General features: G+C 65.5%; 14 protein-coding genes. 11 read left to right on the top strand and 3 right to left on the bottom strand.

What is annotated here, in order from left to right; translation table 11 throughout:
• Positions 1-3 precede the first annotated feature (3 nt).
• The 6 genes from YUU_RS0106000 (at position 4) to YUU_RS0105975 (ending at position 5,724) form a co-directional block, all read left to right on the top strand.
• Positions 4-903 carry an ABC transporter permease gene (locus tag YUU_RS0106000; RefSeq protein WP_027521578.1) on the top strand — a complete coding sequence of 300 codons (900 nt, stop codon included), beginning with the start codon at positions 4-6 and terminating at the stop codon, positions 901-903.
• 290 nt (positions 904-1,193) lie between these two features.
• Positions 1,194-3,002, top strand: a complete 1,809-nt coding sequence (locus YUU_RS0105995) for an ABC transporter ATP-binding protein (RefSeq protein WP_027521577.1) — start codon at positions 1,194-1,196, stop codon at positions 3,000-3,002.
• Between the two features lie 19 nt (positions 3,003-3,021).
• Entirely contained in the window at positions 3,022-3,201 is a 180-nt protein-coding gene (locus tag YUU_RS0105990) for a DUF4089 domain-containing protein (RefSeq protein WP_027521576.1), read from the top strand.
• A gap of 7 nt (positions 3,202-3,208) precedes the next feature.
• On the top strand, positions 3,209-4,603 hold the full coding sequence (locus YUU_RS0105985; RefSeq protein ID WP_027521575.1) for an AtzE family amidohydrolase: 1,395 nt from the start codon (positions 3,209-3,211) through the stop codon (positions 4,601-4,603).
• Position 4,604: 1 nt separating this feature from the next.
• The gene (gene hpxZ, locus YUU_RS0105980) at positions 4,605-4,997 is read left to right on the top strand and encodes an oxalurate catabolism protein HpxZ (RefSeq protein WP_027521574.1); all 393 of its coding nucleotides are present in this window, start codon (positions 4,605-4,607) and stop codon (positions 4,995-4,997) included.
• Between the two features lie 4 nt (positions 4,998-5,001).
• Positions 5,002-5,724 carry a GntR family transcriptional regulator gene (locus YUU_RS0105975; RefSeq protein ID WP_027521573.1) on the top strand — a complete coding sequence of 241 codons (723 nt, stop codon included), beginning with the start codon at positions 5,002-5,004 and terminating at the stop codon, positions 5,722-5,724.
• A gap of 99 nt (positions 5,725-5,823) precedes the next feature.
• Here the strand turns inward: YUU_RS0105975 and atzF are convergent, their stop codons facing one another.
• Positions 5,824-7,632, bottom strand: coding sequence for an allophanate hydrolase (gene atzF / locus YUU_RS0105970; RefSeq protein WP_027521572.1), 1,809 nt, complete (start codon positions 7,630-7,632; stop codon positions 5,824-5,826).
• Positions 7,633-7,828: 196 nt separating this feature from the next.
• The gene (locus tag YUU_RS0105965; RefSeq protein ID WP_027521571.1) at positions 7,829-8,338 is read right to left on the bottom strand and encodes a MarR family winged helix-turn-helix transcriptional regulator; all 510 of its coding nucleotides are present in this window, start codon (positions 8,336-8,338) and stop codon (positions 7,829-7,831) included.
• A 135-nt stretch (positions 8,339-8,473) separates the two neighbouring features.
• On the opposite strand from YUU_RS0105965, the gene YUU_RS0105960 reads away from it, so the two are divergent.
• Both YUU_RS0105960 and YUU_RS0105955 read left to right on the top strand, forming a co-directional pair.
• Complete coding sequence (locus YUU_RS0105960; RefSeq protein ID WP_027521570.1) at positions 8,474-10,330, top strand: feruloyl-CoA synthase; 1,857 nt, start codon at positions 8,474-8,476, stop codon at positions 10,328-10,330.
• 226 nt (positions 10,331-10,556) lie between these two features.
• Entirely contained in the window at positions 10,557-12,236 is a 1,680-nt protein-coding gene (locus YUU_RS0105955) for a tannase/feruloyl esterase family alpha/beta hydrolase (protein WP_027521569.1), read from the top strand.
• A gap of 359 nt (positions 12,237-12,595) precedes the next feature.
• On the opposite strand, the gene YUU_RS0105950 is transcribed toward YUU_RS0105955, so the two are convergent.
• Entirely contained in the window at positions 12,596-13,090 is a 495-nt protein-coding gene (locus YUU_RS0105950) for a MarR family winged helix-turn-helix transcriptional regulator (protein WP_027521568.1), read from the bottom strand.
• Positions 13,091-13,170: 80 nt separating this feature from the next.
• On the opposite strand from YUU_RS0105950, the gene YUU_RS0105945 reads away from it, so the two are divergent.
• From YUU_RS0105945 to YUU_RS0105935, 3 genes are all read left to right on the top strand, one after another.
• Complete coding sequence (locus YUU_RS0105945; RefSeq protein ID WP_027521567.1) at positions 13,171-14,391, top strand: cytochrome P450; 1,221 nt, start codon at positions 13,171-13,173, stop codon at positions 14,389-14,391.
• A 9-nt stretch (positions 14,392-14,400) separates the two neighbouring features.
• The gene (locus tag YUU_RS0105940; protein WP_027521566.1) at positions 14,401-14,724 is read left to right on the top strand and encodes a 2Fe-2S iron-sulfur cluster-binding protein; all 324 of its coding nucleotides are present in this window, start codon (positions 14,401-14,403) and stop codon (positions 14,722-14,724) included.
• A gap of 62 nt (positions 14,725-14,786) precedes the next feature.
• The gene (locus YUU_RS0105935; protein ID WP_027521565.1) at positions 14,787-15,998 is read left to right on the top strand and encodes an ABC transporter substrate-binding protein; all 1,212 of its coding nucleotides are present in this window, start codon (positions 14,787-14,789) and stop codon (positions 15,996-15,998) included.
• Positions 15,999-16,051: the final 53 nt, after the last annotated feature.

Here is a 16,051-nt window from a genome sequence, read left to right as displayed (position 1 = left end):
ACAATGAGCTCCGTTGCACCTGTTGTTGAACCCGTCGGTCCCGCACGCACGTCGGGACTGACTGCGATCCTCGAACAGACACGCTATGTGCTCAGCGAGAACAAGGTCACGGGCTTCGCCTTCGCGCTCCTGATCCTGATCCTCGTTGCCGCGATCCTCGGTCCCTATGTCGTGCCGTACGATCCGCTCGCCTCGGATACCGCAGCCGCGCTGAAATCGCCTTCGGCGGCGCACTGGTTCGGCACCGATCAGCTCGGCCGCGACATCTTCAGCCGCGTCATTTTCGCAACGCGTCTCGATTTCTTCATCGCGATCGCCTCGGTCGTGCTGGTGTTCCTGATGGGCGGGCTTGCCGGCATCGCCGCCGGCTATTTCGGCGGCTGGACCGACCGCATCGTTGGCCGCATCGCCGACACCATCATGGCCTTTCCGTTGTTCGTGCTGGCGATGGGCATCGTCGCCGCGCTCGGCAACACCGTGCAGAACATCATCCTGGCGACCGCCATCGTGAACTTCCCGCTCTATGCCCGCGTCGCGCGTGCCGAAGCGAACGTCCGCCGCAACGCCGGCTTCGTGCAGGCGGCGCGGCTGTCGGGCAACGGCGAGTTCCGCATCCTCCTGGTGCACATCCTGCCCAACATCATGCCGATCATGATCGTGCAGATGTCGCTGACCATGGGCTACGCCATCCTCAATGCCGCCGGCCTGTCCTTCATCGGCCTCGGCGTCCGCCCGCCGACGGCGGAATGGGGCATCATGGTCGCCGAAGGCGCGGGCTTCATGGTGTCGGGGGAGTGGTGGATCGCGCTGTTCCCCGGCCTTGCTCTGATGGTCGCCGTGTTCTGCTTCAACCTCCTCGGCGACGGCCTGCGCGACATCGTCGACCCGCAGCGGAGGACGTGAGCGATGTTTGGTTTCAAGCGCGGGAACAGGAACGCGGACCCTACATGTGAGGCGGACACCATCCTCTCATTCCCTCCCCCCTTGTGGGGGAGGGGCAGGGAGGGGGGTAGCCACGAACTCCGACCTCACCCGGGGCTGCCCCCCTCCCCAACCCTCCCCCACAAGGGGGGAGGGAGCGAGAGAGTTGCGCCCGCCTTACGTGCGAATTTCTGGCCAAAATTCTCCAATGAATTCAGCTCCCTTCTACTGTGCATGGGGTTGTTTTCGACGTTTCTGAGCCGGAGGCAGTCATGACGTCCCAGCCGCTGCTCGACGTCCAGGACCTCACGGTCGAATTCACCACCCGGCGCGGCATCGTGAAGGCGGTGCAGCACGTCAACATCTCCGTCGCCAAGGGCGAGACGCTGGCGATCGTTGGCGAGTCCGGCTCGGGCAAGTCGGTGACCTCATATGCCGTGATGCGCATCCTCGACCGCGCCGGCAAGATCGCCGAGGGCTCGGTGATGTTCTCCGGCATAGACGTCAAGGCGGCGAGCGAAGACCAGATGCGCGACCTGCGCGGCCGCGAGGTCTCGATGATTTTTCAGAACCCGCGTGCGGCACTCAATCCCATTCGCAAGGTGGGCGATCAGATCGAGGACGTGCTGCGCACCCATGTGCAGCAGGCTATGGTTTCGGACCACGGAGAAAAGGCGATCGAGGCGCTGGAGCAGGTCAAGATCGCCCGCCCGCGCGAGCGCTACCACGCCTATCCGTTCGAGCTGTCGGGCGGCATGTGCCAGCGCGTCGTCATCGCGCTGGCACTCGCCTGCAATCCGCAGCTCCTGATCGCGGACGAGCCGACCACAGGTCTCGATGTCACCACCCAGAAGGCGGTGATGGATCTGATCGTCGAGCTGACCAAGCGGCGTGCGATGTCGACCATCCTGATCACGCACGACCTGGGATTGGCAGCCGCCTATTGCGACCGCGTCGTGGTGATGGAGAAGGGCAGGGTGGTCGAGACCGCCAAGGCCGCCGACATCTTCGCCAATCCGCAGCACCCCTACACCCGGAAACTGATGCGCGCGACGCCGCGGATCGGTGTGTCCTTGAGAGACTTGCTGCCTGAAGACGAGTCGGCTGCCTTCGTCTCTCCCCGCACGCGGGGAGAGGCCGACACGCGAAGCGCGGCGGGTGAGGGGGACTCTCCACGAGTCGTGCCCGTGGAATCAGCCCCTCACCCCGNCCCTCTCCCCGTGAAGGACGGGGAGAGGGAGAAGAAACCCCTCCTCCTCATCGAAAAGCTCGTCAAGGAATACCCGCGCCAGGGCACGACCGCCGTGCTCGGCAAGCTGTTCAGCCGCAAGCCGCCGGTGGAGCCGGAGATGTTCCGCGCGGTCGACGGCATCAGCTTCTCGATCCGCACCGGCGAGAGCGTTGGCCTGGTCGGCGAGTCCGGCTGCGGCAAATCGACGACCTCGATGATGGTGATGCGGCTCTTGGATCAGACCTCCGGCCGCATCCAGTTCGACGGCGAGGAGATCGGCAGCATGATGCCGAGCGCCTTTGCGCGCCTGCCGCTGCGCAGCCGCATCCAGATGGTGTTCCAGGACCCGACCGACAGCCTCAATCCGCGCTTCACCGCCGCGCGTGCCATTGCCGATCCGATCATGCAACTCGGCGACGTCAGGGGACGCGATGCGCTGCGCGCGCGCTGCGAGGAACTCGCGACCATGGTTGGCCTGCCGCACAATCTGCTCGACCGCTTCCCGCATCAATTGTCAGGGGGACAGAAGGCCCGCGTCGGCATCGCTCGCGCGATCGCGCTGCATCCAAAGCTCGTCGTCCTGGACGAGCCGACCGCCGCGCTGGACGTCTCGGTCCAGGCGGTGGTGCTCAATCTGCTCCAGGACCTCAAGGCGCGGCTAGGTATGAGCTACCTGTTCGTCTCGCACGATTTGAATGTAGTGCGCTTGCTGTGCGATCGTGTCATTGTGATGCGGGCGGGTCGAATCGTCGAAGAGGGGACCTCCGAACAGGTCCTTAGCGATCCGCAGGACGACTACACCAAGGAGCTGTTGACGGCGATCCCGCATCCGCCGTTGCCGGTGCACTGAGAGCCTGTTTGGGAGTGTGATGGCCGAACCGCTGGACGACTATATCGACGCTGTCGCGCAAGCGCTGGCGTTGCCGATCGAGGAGGCCTGGCGACCGGCCATTCGCGCCAACCTCGAGGTGTCGCTGCGGCTCGCCCGCCTCGTCGACGAATTCGCGCTGCCGGACGAGACCGAGCCGGCGCCCGTGTTCGCCGCCTGATGTTGCCATGACGACAGCTCCTGAAGGGACGGCTGCGAACATCGCCAGAGCGGTGGCGGGCGGCAAGCTGTCCGCACTCGATGCGACCGAAGCGGCGCTCGCCCGCATCAAGCAACATGACACGATTCTCAATTCCTTCACCGACGTCACTGCCGAGCGCGCTCGCGCAAAAGCGCGCGCGATCGATGCCGACATCGCGGCGGGCAGAAAGGTCGGCCCGCTCGCGGGCGTCCCGTTTGCGGTGAAGAATCTGTTCGACGTTGCGGGTCTGCCGACGCGGGCCGGCTCGAAGATCAACCGCGACCGCGCGCCCGCCGCGCGCGATGCCACGCTGATCGAGCGGATGGAAGCTGCCGGCGCGGTGCTGGTCGGCGCGCTCAACATGGGCGAATACGCCTACGACTTCACCGGCGAGAACGTCCATGACGGTCCCTCGCGCAATCCGCACGATGTGACGCGGATGAGCGGCGGCTCGTCCGGCGGCTCCGGCAGCGCTGTCGGCGGCGCGCTGGTGCCGATCGCGCTCGGCTCGGACACCAACGGTTCGATCCGCGTGCCGTCCTCGTTCTGCGGCATCTTTGGCCTGAAGCCGACCTACGGCCGGCTGTCGCGCGCACGCTCCTTCCCCTTCGTCGCGAGCCTCGATCATCTCGGCCCGTTCGCGCGCTCCGTCACCGATCTCGCGCTCGCCTATGACGCGATGCAGGGCCCGGATGCCGACGATGCCGCCTGTACCACGAGGCCGGTCGAGCCGGTGACGCCGCTATTGTCGGAGCCGATCTCCGGCCTGCGCGTCGCAATCGCCGGCGGCTATTTTCAGAAGAACGTCTTCCCCGAAGCCGTCGAAGCCGTTGGCCGCGTCGCCAAGGCCCTTGGTGCAACGCGTGTGGTCGACATTCCCGAAGCCGCGCGGGCCCGCGCGGCCGCCTATGTCATCACCACCACCGAAGGCGCTTCGCTGCATCTCGATCGGCTGCGCCAGCGACCCAACGATTTCGACCCCGCGGTGCGCGACCGGTTGATCGCGGGCGCAATGGTGCCGGCGGCGCTGGTCGACCGCGCGCAAAAATTCCGCCGCTGGTACCGCGCGCGGCTCGCCGAGATCTTTGGGTCGGTCGATGTGCTGCTCGCGCCGGCGACGCCCTGTACGGCGCCAAAGCTCGGGCAGGTGACGTTCAAGCTCGATGGCGTCGAATTGCCGGTGCGCGCCAATATCGGCGTCCACACCCAGCCGATCTCCTTCATCGGCCTGCCTGTGGTTGCCGTGCCGGTGCCGCTCGAGCCGATGCCGATCGGTGTGCAGATCATCGCCGCGCCCTGGCGCGAGGACATTGCGCTGCGCGTCGCGCACGCATTGGAACGGATGGGCGTGGTATCCGCGCCGTCGCCGAGAGGGTTTTGAGATGGAGATCGATCTCCCCGACGTGATCGCGGAAGTCAAGTCGGCGTTCGAGCGTTATGAGACCGCGCTGGTCAGCAACGACGTCGCCGTGCTCGGTGAGCTGTTCCGCAATGATCCCCGGACGCTGCGCTACGGCATCGGCGAGAGTCTCTACGGCTATGAGGCGATCTCCGGCTTTCGCGCCGCGCGCTCGCCGGTCGGCCTGAACCGCCGCACCGCGAAAACCGTGATCACCAGCTTTGGCCGCGACACCGCGGTCGCCTCCACGCTGTTTTATCGCGACACCATGCCGGGCCGGGTCGGCCGGCAGATGCAGACCTGGATCCGCTTCCCCGAGGGCTGGCGCGTCGTCGCCGCCCATGTCAGCATCATCGACGAGCCGAAAGAGACCTGATCGCATGACGCTTGACGACCTTCCGCCTGGAGCCCTGCCGACTGAGACGGTGGTGCCGCGCGTCGACCGGCCGCTGCCTTCGGTGCAGAAGGTCACGCGTGCCGAGGAGCTGCGGCTTCAGCTCGCGGACGAGATCGTGCGTGGCATGCTGCCGCCCGGTGCGCCGCTGGACGAGACCGATATCGCGCGGCGCTTCAACGTCTCGCGCACGCCGGTGCGTGAAGCGCTGCGTCAGCTCGTCGCAAGCGGCCTCGTCGAGGCGCGGGCCCATCGCGGCGCGGTGGTGGCGCAGCCCTCGATCGAGCGGCTGACGGGCATGTTCGAGGCGATGGCGGAACTGGAAGCCTTGTGCGCCGGCCTTGCCGCCGAGCGGATGTCGGCGGCCGAGCGCCATGGTCTGGAAGCCATTCACGAGGAGCTGCGGGTCTTGAGCTACACCGGCAATCCGGAACGGTTCCACGAGGTCAACGAGCGCTTCCACAACGCGATCTATGCCGGCTCGCAGAACGGCTATATCGCCGAAATCACGCTTGCGACCCGCGTGCGCGTGCAGCCGTTCCGTCGCGCCCAGTTCCGTAACCTCGGCCGGCTCGCCAAGTCGCAGGCCGAGCACGACCGCGTCGTCGTCGCCATCATGCGCGGCGACAAGCAAGGCGCCGCTGCCGCCATGCGCGCGCATATCGAACTGGTGCGCGGAGAGTACGAGATCTACGCGGTGTCGGTGTGATCTCGTACGGTGGGCAAAGGCGCACAGCGCCGTGCCCACCGCTTTTCGCGCGGCACAATTGGTGGGCACGCTACGCTTTGCCCACCCTACGACAGGCGACTACGCCGTCGCAGCTTCCGCCATATACGCGCGCCAGCCACCATAGGCCGTGATGTCGCGCGCGGCGCCCAGCGCTTCCGGCTCGACGATGAAGCCCTTCACGCTGCGGCCATCGGCGAGCTTGATGCTGCCGATCGACAGCGGCGGCGGGATCGCGTTGACGAACTTGCCGAAGGCGGACGCCGAAAGGGACCAGATCTCCAGCTCGATCGCAGATCCCTTGCCGGCCTCGACGCGCAGCATGCCAGGTTTTGGCGGCGTTGTGTCGAGCGCGTAGAGCTTGTAGTCGGGCGCCGTCTTCGTGGCTTCGATCAGGTGAGCGTTCAGCGCCTTCAACTCGCCGTTCAGCGCCATCCCGGACAGATGCGCGCCGACCACGGCAATCGGAATCTCGTCGGCGCTGCTGGCCGGCAACGGAGCGAGTGGTGCTTGCACAACACCCTTCGCGCCCACGCTGAGCTTGGTGTCGGCGTGGAACACGCGGCCGATGCTGGCGAGGAATCCATCGCGGCCGGCGGGCGCGAGCAGCGTGATGCCGAAGGGCGCGCCGTCGGGTCGCATCGATGCCGGCAGCGCCAGGCCGCAGAGATCGAGCAGATTGACGAAGTTGGTGTAGGTGCCGAGCCGGCTGTTGAGCTCGATCGGGTTGGCGAGCACCTGCGCGGTCGAATAGACCGTGGGCGCCGTCGGCAGCACCATCGCATCCAGATGCGCGAAGGCGCGCTCGACGATCTTGCGCAGCCCTTGCAGGCGATAGAGCGCGGAGAAGGTCTCGGCCGCGGTGAGCCGCGCGCCGGCGGCGGTGATCTCCCGCGTCACCGGATGGATCGCATCCGGCGCGGAGGCGAGGAGATTGCGGATCACGAGATAGCGCTCGGCGACCCAGGGTCCCTCATAGAGCAGCCGCGCGGTCTCGTAGAACGGCTCGAGGTCGAACTCGACGAGTGTCGCGCCAAGTGTCGTCCAGCGCTTCAGGGCCTCGCCATAGGCGGCCTCCGATTTCTTGTCGCCGAAGAAGATCAGTTGCCCGTTGCGCGGCACGCCCAGACGAACGGTGGCTGGAAACGGTGTCATCGCGCCAAGCGGCCGGTCGCGCGAGAATGGATCGGCCTGGTCCGGCCCCGCCATCACGGCAAGCGCGAGCGCGGCATCGTCGACCGTAAGAGCGAACACCGAGATGCAATCGAGCGTGCGGCATGCGGGCACGAGCCCTGCCGTCGAGATCATGCCGAGGCTCGGCTTCAGCCCGACGATGTTGTTGAGCATCGCCGGCACGCGGCCGCTTCCCGCAGTGTCGGTGCCAAGCGACAGCGGCACGAGACCCGCGCCGACGGCAGTTGCCGAGCCCGAGCTCGATCCGCCGGGAACGAGATCCTCGCGAATTGGATTTTTGGGGACGCCATAGGGCGAGCGCACGCCGACGAGGCCGGTAGCGAACTGGTCGAGATTGGTCTTGCCGATGATGATGGCGCCGGCCGCGCGCAGGCGCTCGACGGCTGTGGAGTCACGCGTCGGCGTGTAGGAGAAGGCCGGGCAGGCCGCCGTGGTCGGAAAGCCCAGCGCGTCGATATTGTCCTTCACCGCGACAGGCACGCCGTAGAGCGGCAGGCTCGCTGCATCTTTCCGTGCCGCAAGCTTCTCAGCCTCCGCGATCGCGTCCTTCTCGTCGCGCAGGCTGATGAAGACGGCATCATCGCCATAGTCGCGGATACGCTGATAGCTGCGCGCGATCGTCTCCGCCGGCGTCATCGCGCCCGCGCGATGCGCGGCGACGATCGCGGCTACCGTCTCAGGCTGGTCAGCCCCCATGGCAACAAAAACTCCGGCAACGGACTTCTGGCAGCCATGAAGCAAGCGATGTGCCATTGTGTACAGAATCCGTGCAGGCCGTCTTCTCCGGATATTATCGAAAGATCAGTCAGTTACGAGAATAATCACCGGCCGGCAGCGGTGCGGGGGTAACGCCCGGATGTGTGCATTTGCTCAACTTTTGAGCAGCGGCGGTTCAGGTAAAACCGGCGAGGATCTGCAACAGCCGCTCCCGGTTCCCCTTGCCGATCTTTTCCTCGACATGGCGCTCGTGCTCGGCGGCGAGCTGCTTGAACTTCGCCAGCGACAGCCCGCCCTGCGCGGTGAGATGCAGGGCGTGGGAGCGGCGGTCCGTCTTCGACTTGATCCGCCTGACGAGCTTGCGCCCCTCGAGGCTGTCGAGGAGATGTACCAGCCGCGCCCGCTCGATGCCGAGGCGCTTTGCGACCGCCATCTGGGAGAGGCCCGGATTGGCGCCGATCACGGTCATCACCGAATATTGCGTTGGCCGGATGTCGACTGAAGCGAGCGTGCGGACGAAGTCCTGAAAAATCCAGATCTGGAAGCGCCGCACCGCATAGCCGGCGTGACCGACCAGCGCGTCGAGACCGACCTCGTCCGCGTCATCGGGACGCGCCGCGCCCCTGCCGGCCCGCTTGCGCGGCGCGCGGGTTGGCAGTTCATTTCGACCTGCACTGGTTGTCACTTTCTTTTCTCCGGCGGCGCGCAAGTCTAGCGCCTCGCCGGGCTTTGGCAAAGATTGTTGTTGACGACAACAATTGCTCTGCCCAACATTATTGCCAAAGCAGCCCGCACGAGGCCGCTGCCCGGGAGGACACCCATGACCATGGCCGCCGTAGGAGGTGAGGCTTCCAGCCTGTTCGCAACGCCCAGGACGGTCGCCGAGCATCGCGCCGACGGCAGCATCGTGTTGCGCTCGCCCGATCCCTTGCGCGAGGCTGCGCGCTGCACCGGCGACTGGCTGGAGCAATGGGCGCTGCAAGCGCCGAGCAAGATCTTCCTGGCAGAGCGTGGCAAGCCTGACGCGTCCTGGACCAGCGTCACCTACGCGCAAGCCTTGCAGCAGGTGCGCTCGCTGGCGTCCTGGATCCTCGCGGAAGGGCTGAGCACGGAGCGTCCGCTCGTCATCCTCTCCGACAACAGCGTCGATCACGCGCTGCTCGCGCTGGCTGCCCAGCATGTCGGCGTGCCCTCCGCCGCGATCTCGCCGGCCTACTCGCTGATGTCCAGGGATTTCGACAAGCTCAAGAGCATGATCAGCCTGCTTCAGCCCGGCGTGATCTATGTCAGCGACACAAAACCGTTCGCGGCAGCGCTGGCCGCGATCAGGCCGCTGCATCAGGCGGAAATCGTGAGCGGCAATCCCGATGACGCCGATGCGCTGTCATTCCGCGCGCTCACCGCGACGCCGGAGTCTTCCGACGTCGCAAAGGCTTTCGCCGCGGTGACGCCGGACACGATCGCAAAATTCCTGTTCACCTCGGGCTCGACCGGCACTCCGAAGGCCGTGATCAACACCCAGCGCATGCTGACCTCGAGCCAGCAGGCCAAGGCGCAGACCTGGACCTTTCTCGCGCAAGGCGGCGACCTCGTGATCCTCGACTGGCTGCCCTGGAGTCATACGTTCGGCGCCAACCACAATTTCAATCTGGTGCTGCGCAATGGCGGCTCGCTCTATATCGACGGCGGCAAGCCGGCGCCCGGACTCTTTGCGACGTCGCTGGCGAACTTGAAGAGCGTGATGCCGACGGTCTATTTCAACGTGCCGCGCGGCTTCGACATGCTGATCGCGGCGTTGCGCACCGACGAGGAGCTGCGGCGCCGTTTCTTCGGCGAGGTCAAGTTCGCCTTCTATGCCGGCGCGGCGCTGCCGCAGAATCTCTGGGATGCGCTCGAGGAGCTCTCGCTCAAGACCGTCGGTCGCGCGCTGCCGATGGTGTCGGCCTGGGGCTCGACGGAAACCTCGCCGCTCGCGACCGACTGCCACTTCCTGGCCGAGCGCTCCGGCAATATCGGCGTGCCGATCCCCGGCACCGAGCTGAAACTCGTCACCTCTGGTGACAAGCTGGAAGTGCGCGTGCGCGGCCCCAACGTCACGCCGGGATATTGGAAGGCGCCGGAGCTGACGAAGCAGGCGTTCGATGAGGAGGGTTTTTACCTCATCGGCGACGCCGTGAAATTCGCCGACAGCGCGCGCCCCGAGCGCGGCCTGTTCTTCGACGGCCGCGTCGCCGAGGACTTCAAGCTGAATTCCGGCACCTGGGTCAGTGTCGGCACGCTGCGCGTCGCCGGCATTGCGTCGCTCGCACCGCTGGCGCAGGACATCGTCGTGACGGGCCATGGCGGCGATGACGTGCGCTTCCTGGTATTCCCCAACATCGCAGGTTGCCGGACGCATGCGGGGCTGCCGGATGCAGCTGCCGTGAGCGAGGTGCTTGGCCACGACAAGGTGAGAAGTGCGATCGCGCTGGGGCTCGCAAAGCTGAAAGCGCAAGGTGCAAACTCCTCCGGCCACGCGACGCGCGCGCTGCTGCTGGCGGAGCCGCCTTCGGTCGACGGTGGCGAGATCACCGACAAGGGTTACATCAACCAGCGCGCCGTGCTGACGCGCCGAGCGGAGGCTGTGGCGCGGCTGAACGATGACGCGTCGGCCGAATGGATCGGCTGCGCCAGGTAAACCGATCGCCTCCACGCTAAACGCTCTCGTGCCCCGGACGCGGCGCAGCGCGCTTGGCGATGCGACGCAGAGCCGGGACCCATGGCCGTCTTCAAAGAAAGACTGGGCTCCGGCTCTGCGGCGCATCACTGCGTGCTGCGCCGCGTCCGGGACACGAGAGTCCGACTTGCCAAGATATGGAATATGAGTAATAATTATACTATATAATCAAACATGGGAGGCCGCCGTGAGGTCTGGCTTGATATCGGCAGTCGCGCTGGCTGCCCTTCTTGGATCCACCGCGCTCGCGCGCGCCGAAGGCGAGGGCTGCTCGCCCGTTACCTCGGCGTCGTTGTCCGTCCCGGGCGTCGAGATCGTTAGCTCCAAGCTTCAGGAGGCCGGCAACGGTCTGCCCAAGCATTGCATCGTGACCGGCCTCGCCAATCAGCGCACCGGTGCGGACGGAAAGTCTTATGCCATCCAGTTCGAGCTCAGGCTGCCGGCCGAATGGAACGGTCGCTTCCTCCATCAGGTCAATGGCGGCAATGACGGCGTCGTGGTGCCGGCGCTCGGTGACAAGCCGGACGGCTGGGCCTCGGGCGGCACGGTGCCGCTCGCCCGCGGTTTTGCGGTGCTGTCATCCGACAGTGGTCATTCCGGTTCCGATCCCGCGAACAAGCCGCTCGGGCTCGCCGCAGGCGCGGCCTTCGGGCTCGACCCGCAGGCGCGGCGCGATTACGGCTACGCCGCGGACATCACGCTCTCGCCGGTCGCGAAGAAGATCATCGCGCTGCATTACGGCCGCCAGCCGAATCGTTCCTATATGGCAGGCTGCTCGAACGGCGGACGTCATGCGATGGTGGCAGCATCGCGCATGCCGGAAAACTATGATGGCTTCCTCGTCGGCAATCCCGGCTTCGATCTGCCGCGCGCCGCGGTCCAGCACGCCTGGGACGTGCAGGCCCTCCTGAAGGCCGATCCGGATCTCCGCAAGTCGATCACCAAGGAGGAGGCGCAGACAATCGCCTCGCGCATCACCGAGGCCTGCGATGCGCTCGATGGAGCGAAGGATGGCCTCACGTCCAATCTCGCCGCCTGCCAGAAGGCGTTCGATTTCAAGATAGTTTGCGCTCCGGGCCAGACCAATGCTTGCTTGCCGGAAGCCAAGGTCGATGCGCTCAGGACCAGCCTTGCCGGTCCGAAAAATTCGAAGGGCGAGGCGCTCTATTCGGATTGGCCGCTCGATGGTGGCATCGGCACCGGCAATTGGCGCGCCTGGAAGGTCGAGAGCCCCGTCGCGCCCTGGAACAACTTTCCGATCATCGCGACCATGGGCGCGGCGTCGCTGAACTACATCTTCTCGACACCGCCCGTTGCCGTCGAAGGTAGTAGTGAGAAGCTGATCGACGCGCTGAAGGCCTACGACTTCGACAAGGACGCGCCAAAGATCTTCGCCAAGGACGGCACCTTCACGGAGTCGGCGATGGACTTCATGACGCCGCCCGATGTCGATGATCCCAAGCTCGCCGGCCTGCAGAAAGCAGGGCGCAAGATGCTGATCTATCACGGGCAGGCCGATCCGGTGTTCTCGGTCAACGACACCATCCGCTGGTACGACCGGTTGAACAAGAACGCGCAAGGAAACGCCAACAATTTTGCGCGCCTTTTCACCATGCCTGGCGGCACGCATTGCGGCGGCGGCGTCACGCTCGACAAGTTCGATGCGCTGACCGCGCTGACGGATTGGGTGGAGCAGGGCAAGGCGCCCGAGCGGATCGTCGCCTCGATCAATCCGGCGAACAAGGAAGTCCCGGCGGCTTGGAGCCCGGGCCGCAGGCGGCCGCTCTGTCCCTATCCGACGTATGCGGCCTACTCGGGGCAGGGCGATATCGAGGACGCCGCGAACTTCGTCTGCAAGGCGCCGTAACTGAGAGACCGAAGTGCAATCTCGTGCCCCGGACGCAGTGCGGCGCGTAGCGCTGCACTGCAGAGCCGGGGCCCATACTGCAGGGTCCCGGCTCTGCGTCGCGTCATTTCATGCCGCGCCGCGTCCGGGACACGAGACCGCGGGCTTTCCACCAAGGCCAACGCTCCTGTCCTAAAACGTCTCCTGAAACTTTTTGTTGCCTAAGCAACTAATTTATGCGAGTCCTTCGCAGGCAAGGGTGACGGCGGGAAAACCGCTGCGCCTCAACGGGAGGATTCATGTTCGGCAGGAATGGTGCCGCCGGCAATCGCTGGCGCATGCCAGGTGAACGCGATCTGGCGCGCACGAGATGCGCGCCGTTACGCGTCGCCGGTCACCGCGCCGAGATTTTCGTGCAGCCGGCGCAACAGATCGATCAGCACCTCCTGCTCGTCCCTGGACAGGCACGACAGCAGCCGCCGCTCGCGCGCGAAGGCGGCGACGATCACCTTGTCATGGGTGGCGCGGCCTTTTGCGGTGAGCGAGATCGAGTGCGTGCGTCCGTCGTTGGGATCGCTGCGGATCGCCACCAGCCCGCGCTTTTCGAGACTCGCCAATGTCCGGCTCACCGGCCCCTTGTCGAAGCCGATGACGTGGCAGATGCGCGAGGCCGGAATGCCCGGCTCGATCGCGAGCAGCGACATGATCCGCCATTCCGTGACGTTGACGCCGAATTCGCGCTGATAGAATGCGGTCGCGCTGTTCGAGAGCTTGTTGGCGATGAAGGTGATGAAGGCCGGGACGTAACGGTCGAGATCGAGCGTCGGCCCCGCTTCCGCAGGCTTCTTGTGGCTTCTGGTCGAGGGCGCGGTCATCTGATCGGGGCTCGCTTCATGCGCGACAGAAATAAGGACATGCGCGCGCGCTCCACAAGCGCAAAATTGGGAGGATGTGAATGAGTGCAGCCAGCTTCGCTTCGACCGGCGGCCCGCCCGCCATCCCGCATCTCGATGTCGATCCCTTCGCGATCGGGTTCTTCGCCGATCCCTTTCCCACCCATGACGTGCTGCGGGACGCCGGCCCCGTGGTCTATCTCGACAAGTGGAACGTCTATGGCGTCGCGCGCTATGCCGAAGTCCATGCGGTGCTGAACGATCCCATGACGTTCTGCTCCAGCCGCGGCGTGGGCCTCAGCGACTTCAAGAAGGAGAAGCCGTGGCGGCCGCCGAGCCTGATCCTGGAAGCCGATCCGCCCGCCCACACGCGCACCCGCGCCGTGCTCTCGCGCGTGCTGTCGCCGACGGTGATGAAGCAGGTGCGCGATCGCTTTGCCGCAGCGGCAGAGGAGCGGGTGGATCTCTTGCTGGAGAAGCGCAGCTTTGATGCGATCGCTGATCTCGCGGAAGCCTATCCGCTTTCGATCTTCCCGGACGCGTTGGGCTTGAGGCCGGAAGGCCGCGAGCATCTCATCCCCTATGCGAGCCTGGTGTTCAACGCCTTCGGCCCGCCAAACCAGTTGCGCCAGGAGGCTATCGAGCGCTCGGCGCCGCACCAGGCCTATATCGCCGAGCAATGCCAGCGCGAGAACCTTGCGCCCGGCGGTTTCGGGGCCTGCATCCACGCCCGCGTCGATGAAGGCGAGATCACTGCGACGGAGGCACCGCTCCTGGTGCGCTCGCTGCTGTCGGCGGGGCTCGACACCACCGTCAACGGCATCGGCGCCGCGGTCTATTGTCTCGCGCGATTTCCCGATCAGTGGCAGCGGCTGCGCGATGATCCTACGTTGGCGCGCAATGCCTTCGAGGAAGCCGTGCGTTTCGAGAGCCCCGTGCAGACCTTCTTCCGCACCACGACGCGCGAGGTCGAACTTGGTGGCGCTGTCATCGGCGAGGGCGAGAAGGTTTTGATGTTCCTTGGCGCGGCCAATCGCGATCCGCGGCGCTGGGACAAGCCCGATACCTATGACATCACGCGACGTACCTCCGGCCATGTCGGCTTCGGTTCGGGCATCCACATGTGCGTCGGCCAGCTCGTCGCACGCCTCGAGGGTGAAGTGATGCTGTCGGCGCTGGCGCGGCGTATCGCGAAGATCGAGATCACGGGCGAGCCGAAGCGCCGCTTCAACAATACGCTGCGCGGGCTCGACAGCCTGCCGGTGACCATCACTCCGGCTTGAGGATCTTTGATGCCTGCGATCACCTTCATCCATTCCGGCGGCAAAACCGATCGTGTTGACGTCAGCGACGGCGAGAGCGCCATGCACGCCGCGACCCGCCACGGCCTCGACGGCATTTTGGCCGAATGCGGCGGCAACACGATGTGCGCGACCTGCCATGTCTATGTCGACGACGGCTGGCTCGCGCGCCTGCCGGCGATGGCGGATGACGAGGACGCGCTGCTCGACGGCGCCGCCGCCGAGCGCATGGCCAACAGCCGGCTGTCCTGCCAGATCAGGATCACACACGAGCTCGACGGGCTCGTGCTGCGCCTGCCGGAGCGGCAGGTCTAACGTTCTGATCGCCCTCGGCAACGACCGGTGGCACGACCGAAAATTCAACAGGAGAGGGAATGATGAGGCACTTGAAGTGGACGCTTGCGCTTGCGGCATGCCTGATTGCCGGCTCGGCCAGCGCCGAAATATCCGACAATGTCGTACGTATCGGCGTGCTCAACGACATTTCCGGCATTTTTCAGGACACCAACGGCATGGGCTCTGTCGAAGCCGCGCGCATGGCGGCCGAGGACTTCAATGGCGGGGGAAAGAACATCAAGGTCGAGATCGTCTATGCCGACCACCAGAACAAGGCCGATGTCGGCGCGGCAATCGCGCGCAAATGGCTCGATGTCGAGGGCGTCGATGCGATCGTCGACGTGCCGAATTCGGCGGTCGGTCTCTCCATCAACACGCTGCTGCGCGACAGCCGCATGACGTTCCTGGCATCGTCCACGGCAAGTGCCGACCTCACCGGCAAGGCCTGCTCGCCCAACACCATCCAATGGGTCAACGACACCTGGGCGACCGGCAATACCACGGCGGCCGCGATGGTCTCGCGCGGCGGCAAAGAATGGTACTTCCTCACGGTCGACTTCGCGCTCGGCAAGGGTATCGAGTCAGAGGCGCAGAAATACATCGAGGCGCATGGCGGCAAGGTGATCGGCTCCTCAAAACATCCGCTCGGCACCTCCGATTTCGCCTCGTTCCTGCTGCAGGCGCAGGGCTCGAAGGCGCAGGTGATTGGCCTCGCCAATGCCGGCGGCGACACCATCAACGCAGTGAAGCAGGCCGCCGAGTTCGGCATCCAGCAGAGCGGGCAGAAGCTCGTCGCCTTCCTGCTCTTCATCAACGACGTTCACGGCATGGGTTTGAAGGTCGCTCAAGGCCTCCAGCTCATGGAAGCCTTCTACTGGGACATGAACGACGACACCCGCGCCTTCGCAAAACGCTTTGCCGCGCGCCCCGGCATGAACGGCAAGATGCCGAGCGGCAACCAGGCCGGCGTCTATGCCTCGACGCTCGCCTATCTCAACGCGGTTGCCGCAACCGGCAGCGATAATGCTGGGGCTGTCGTGCCGGAGATGAAGAAGTTCCAAGGCAAGGACAAGCTGTTCGGCGACACTGCGATCCGCCAGGACGGCCGCGTCGTGCACCCGATGTACCTGTTCGAGGTGAAGAAGCCGGAGGAGTCGAAATATCCGTACGACTATTACAAGTTGGTCTCGACGATCCCTGCGGATCAGGCCTTCCGGCCGATGGCGGAGGGTGGGTGTTCGCTGGTGAAGTAATTGCAGCCGCGAGTATCCGCGGCACTTCTCCCCTTACAAGGGGAGAAGAAGGA

This window comes from Bradyrhizobium sp. Ec3.3, from assembly GCF_000472925.1.
In the GTDB taxonomy this organism is placed as follows: Bacteria; Pseudomonadota; Alphaproteobacteria; order Rhizobiales; family Xanthobacteraceae; genus Bradyrhizobium.
The sequence above is the reverse complement of the archived record's forward strand: the minus strand, read 5'-3'. Positions and strand labels throughout refer to the sequence as shown.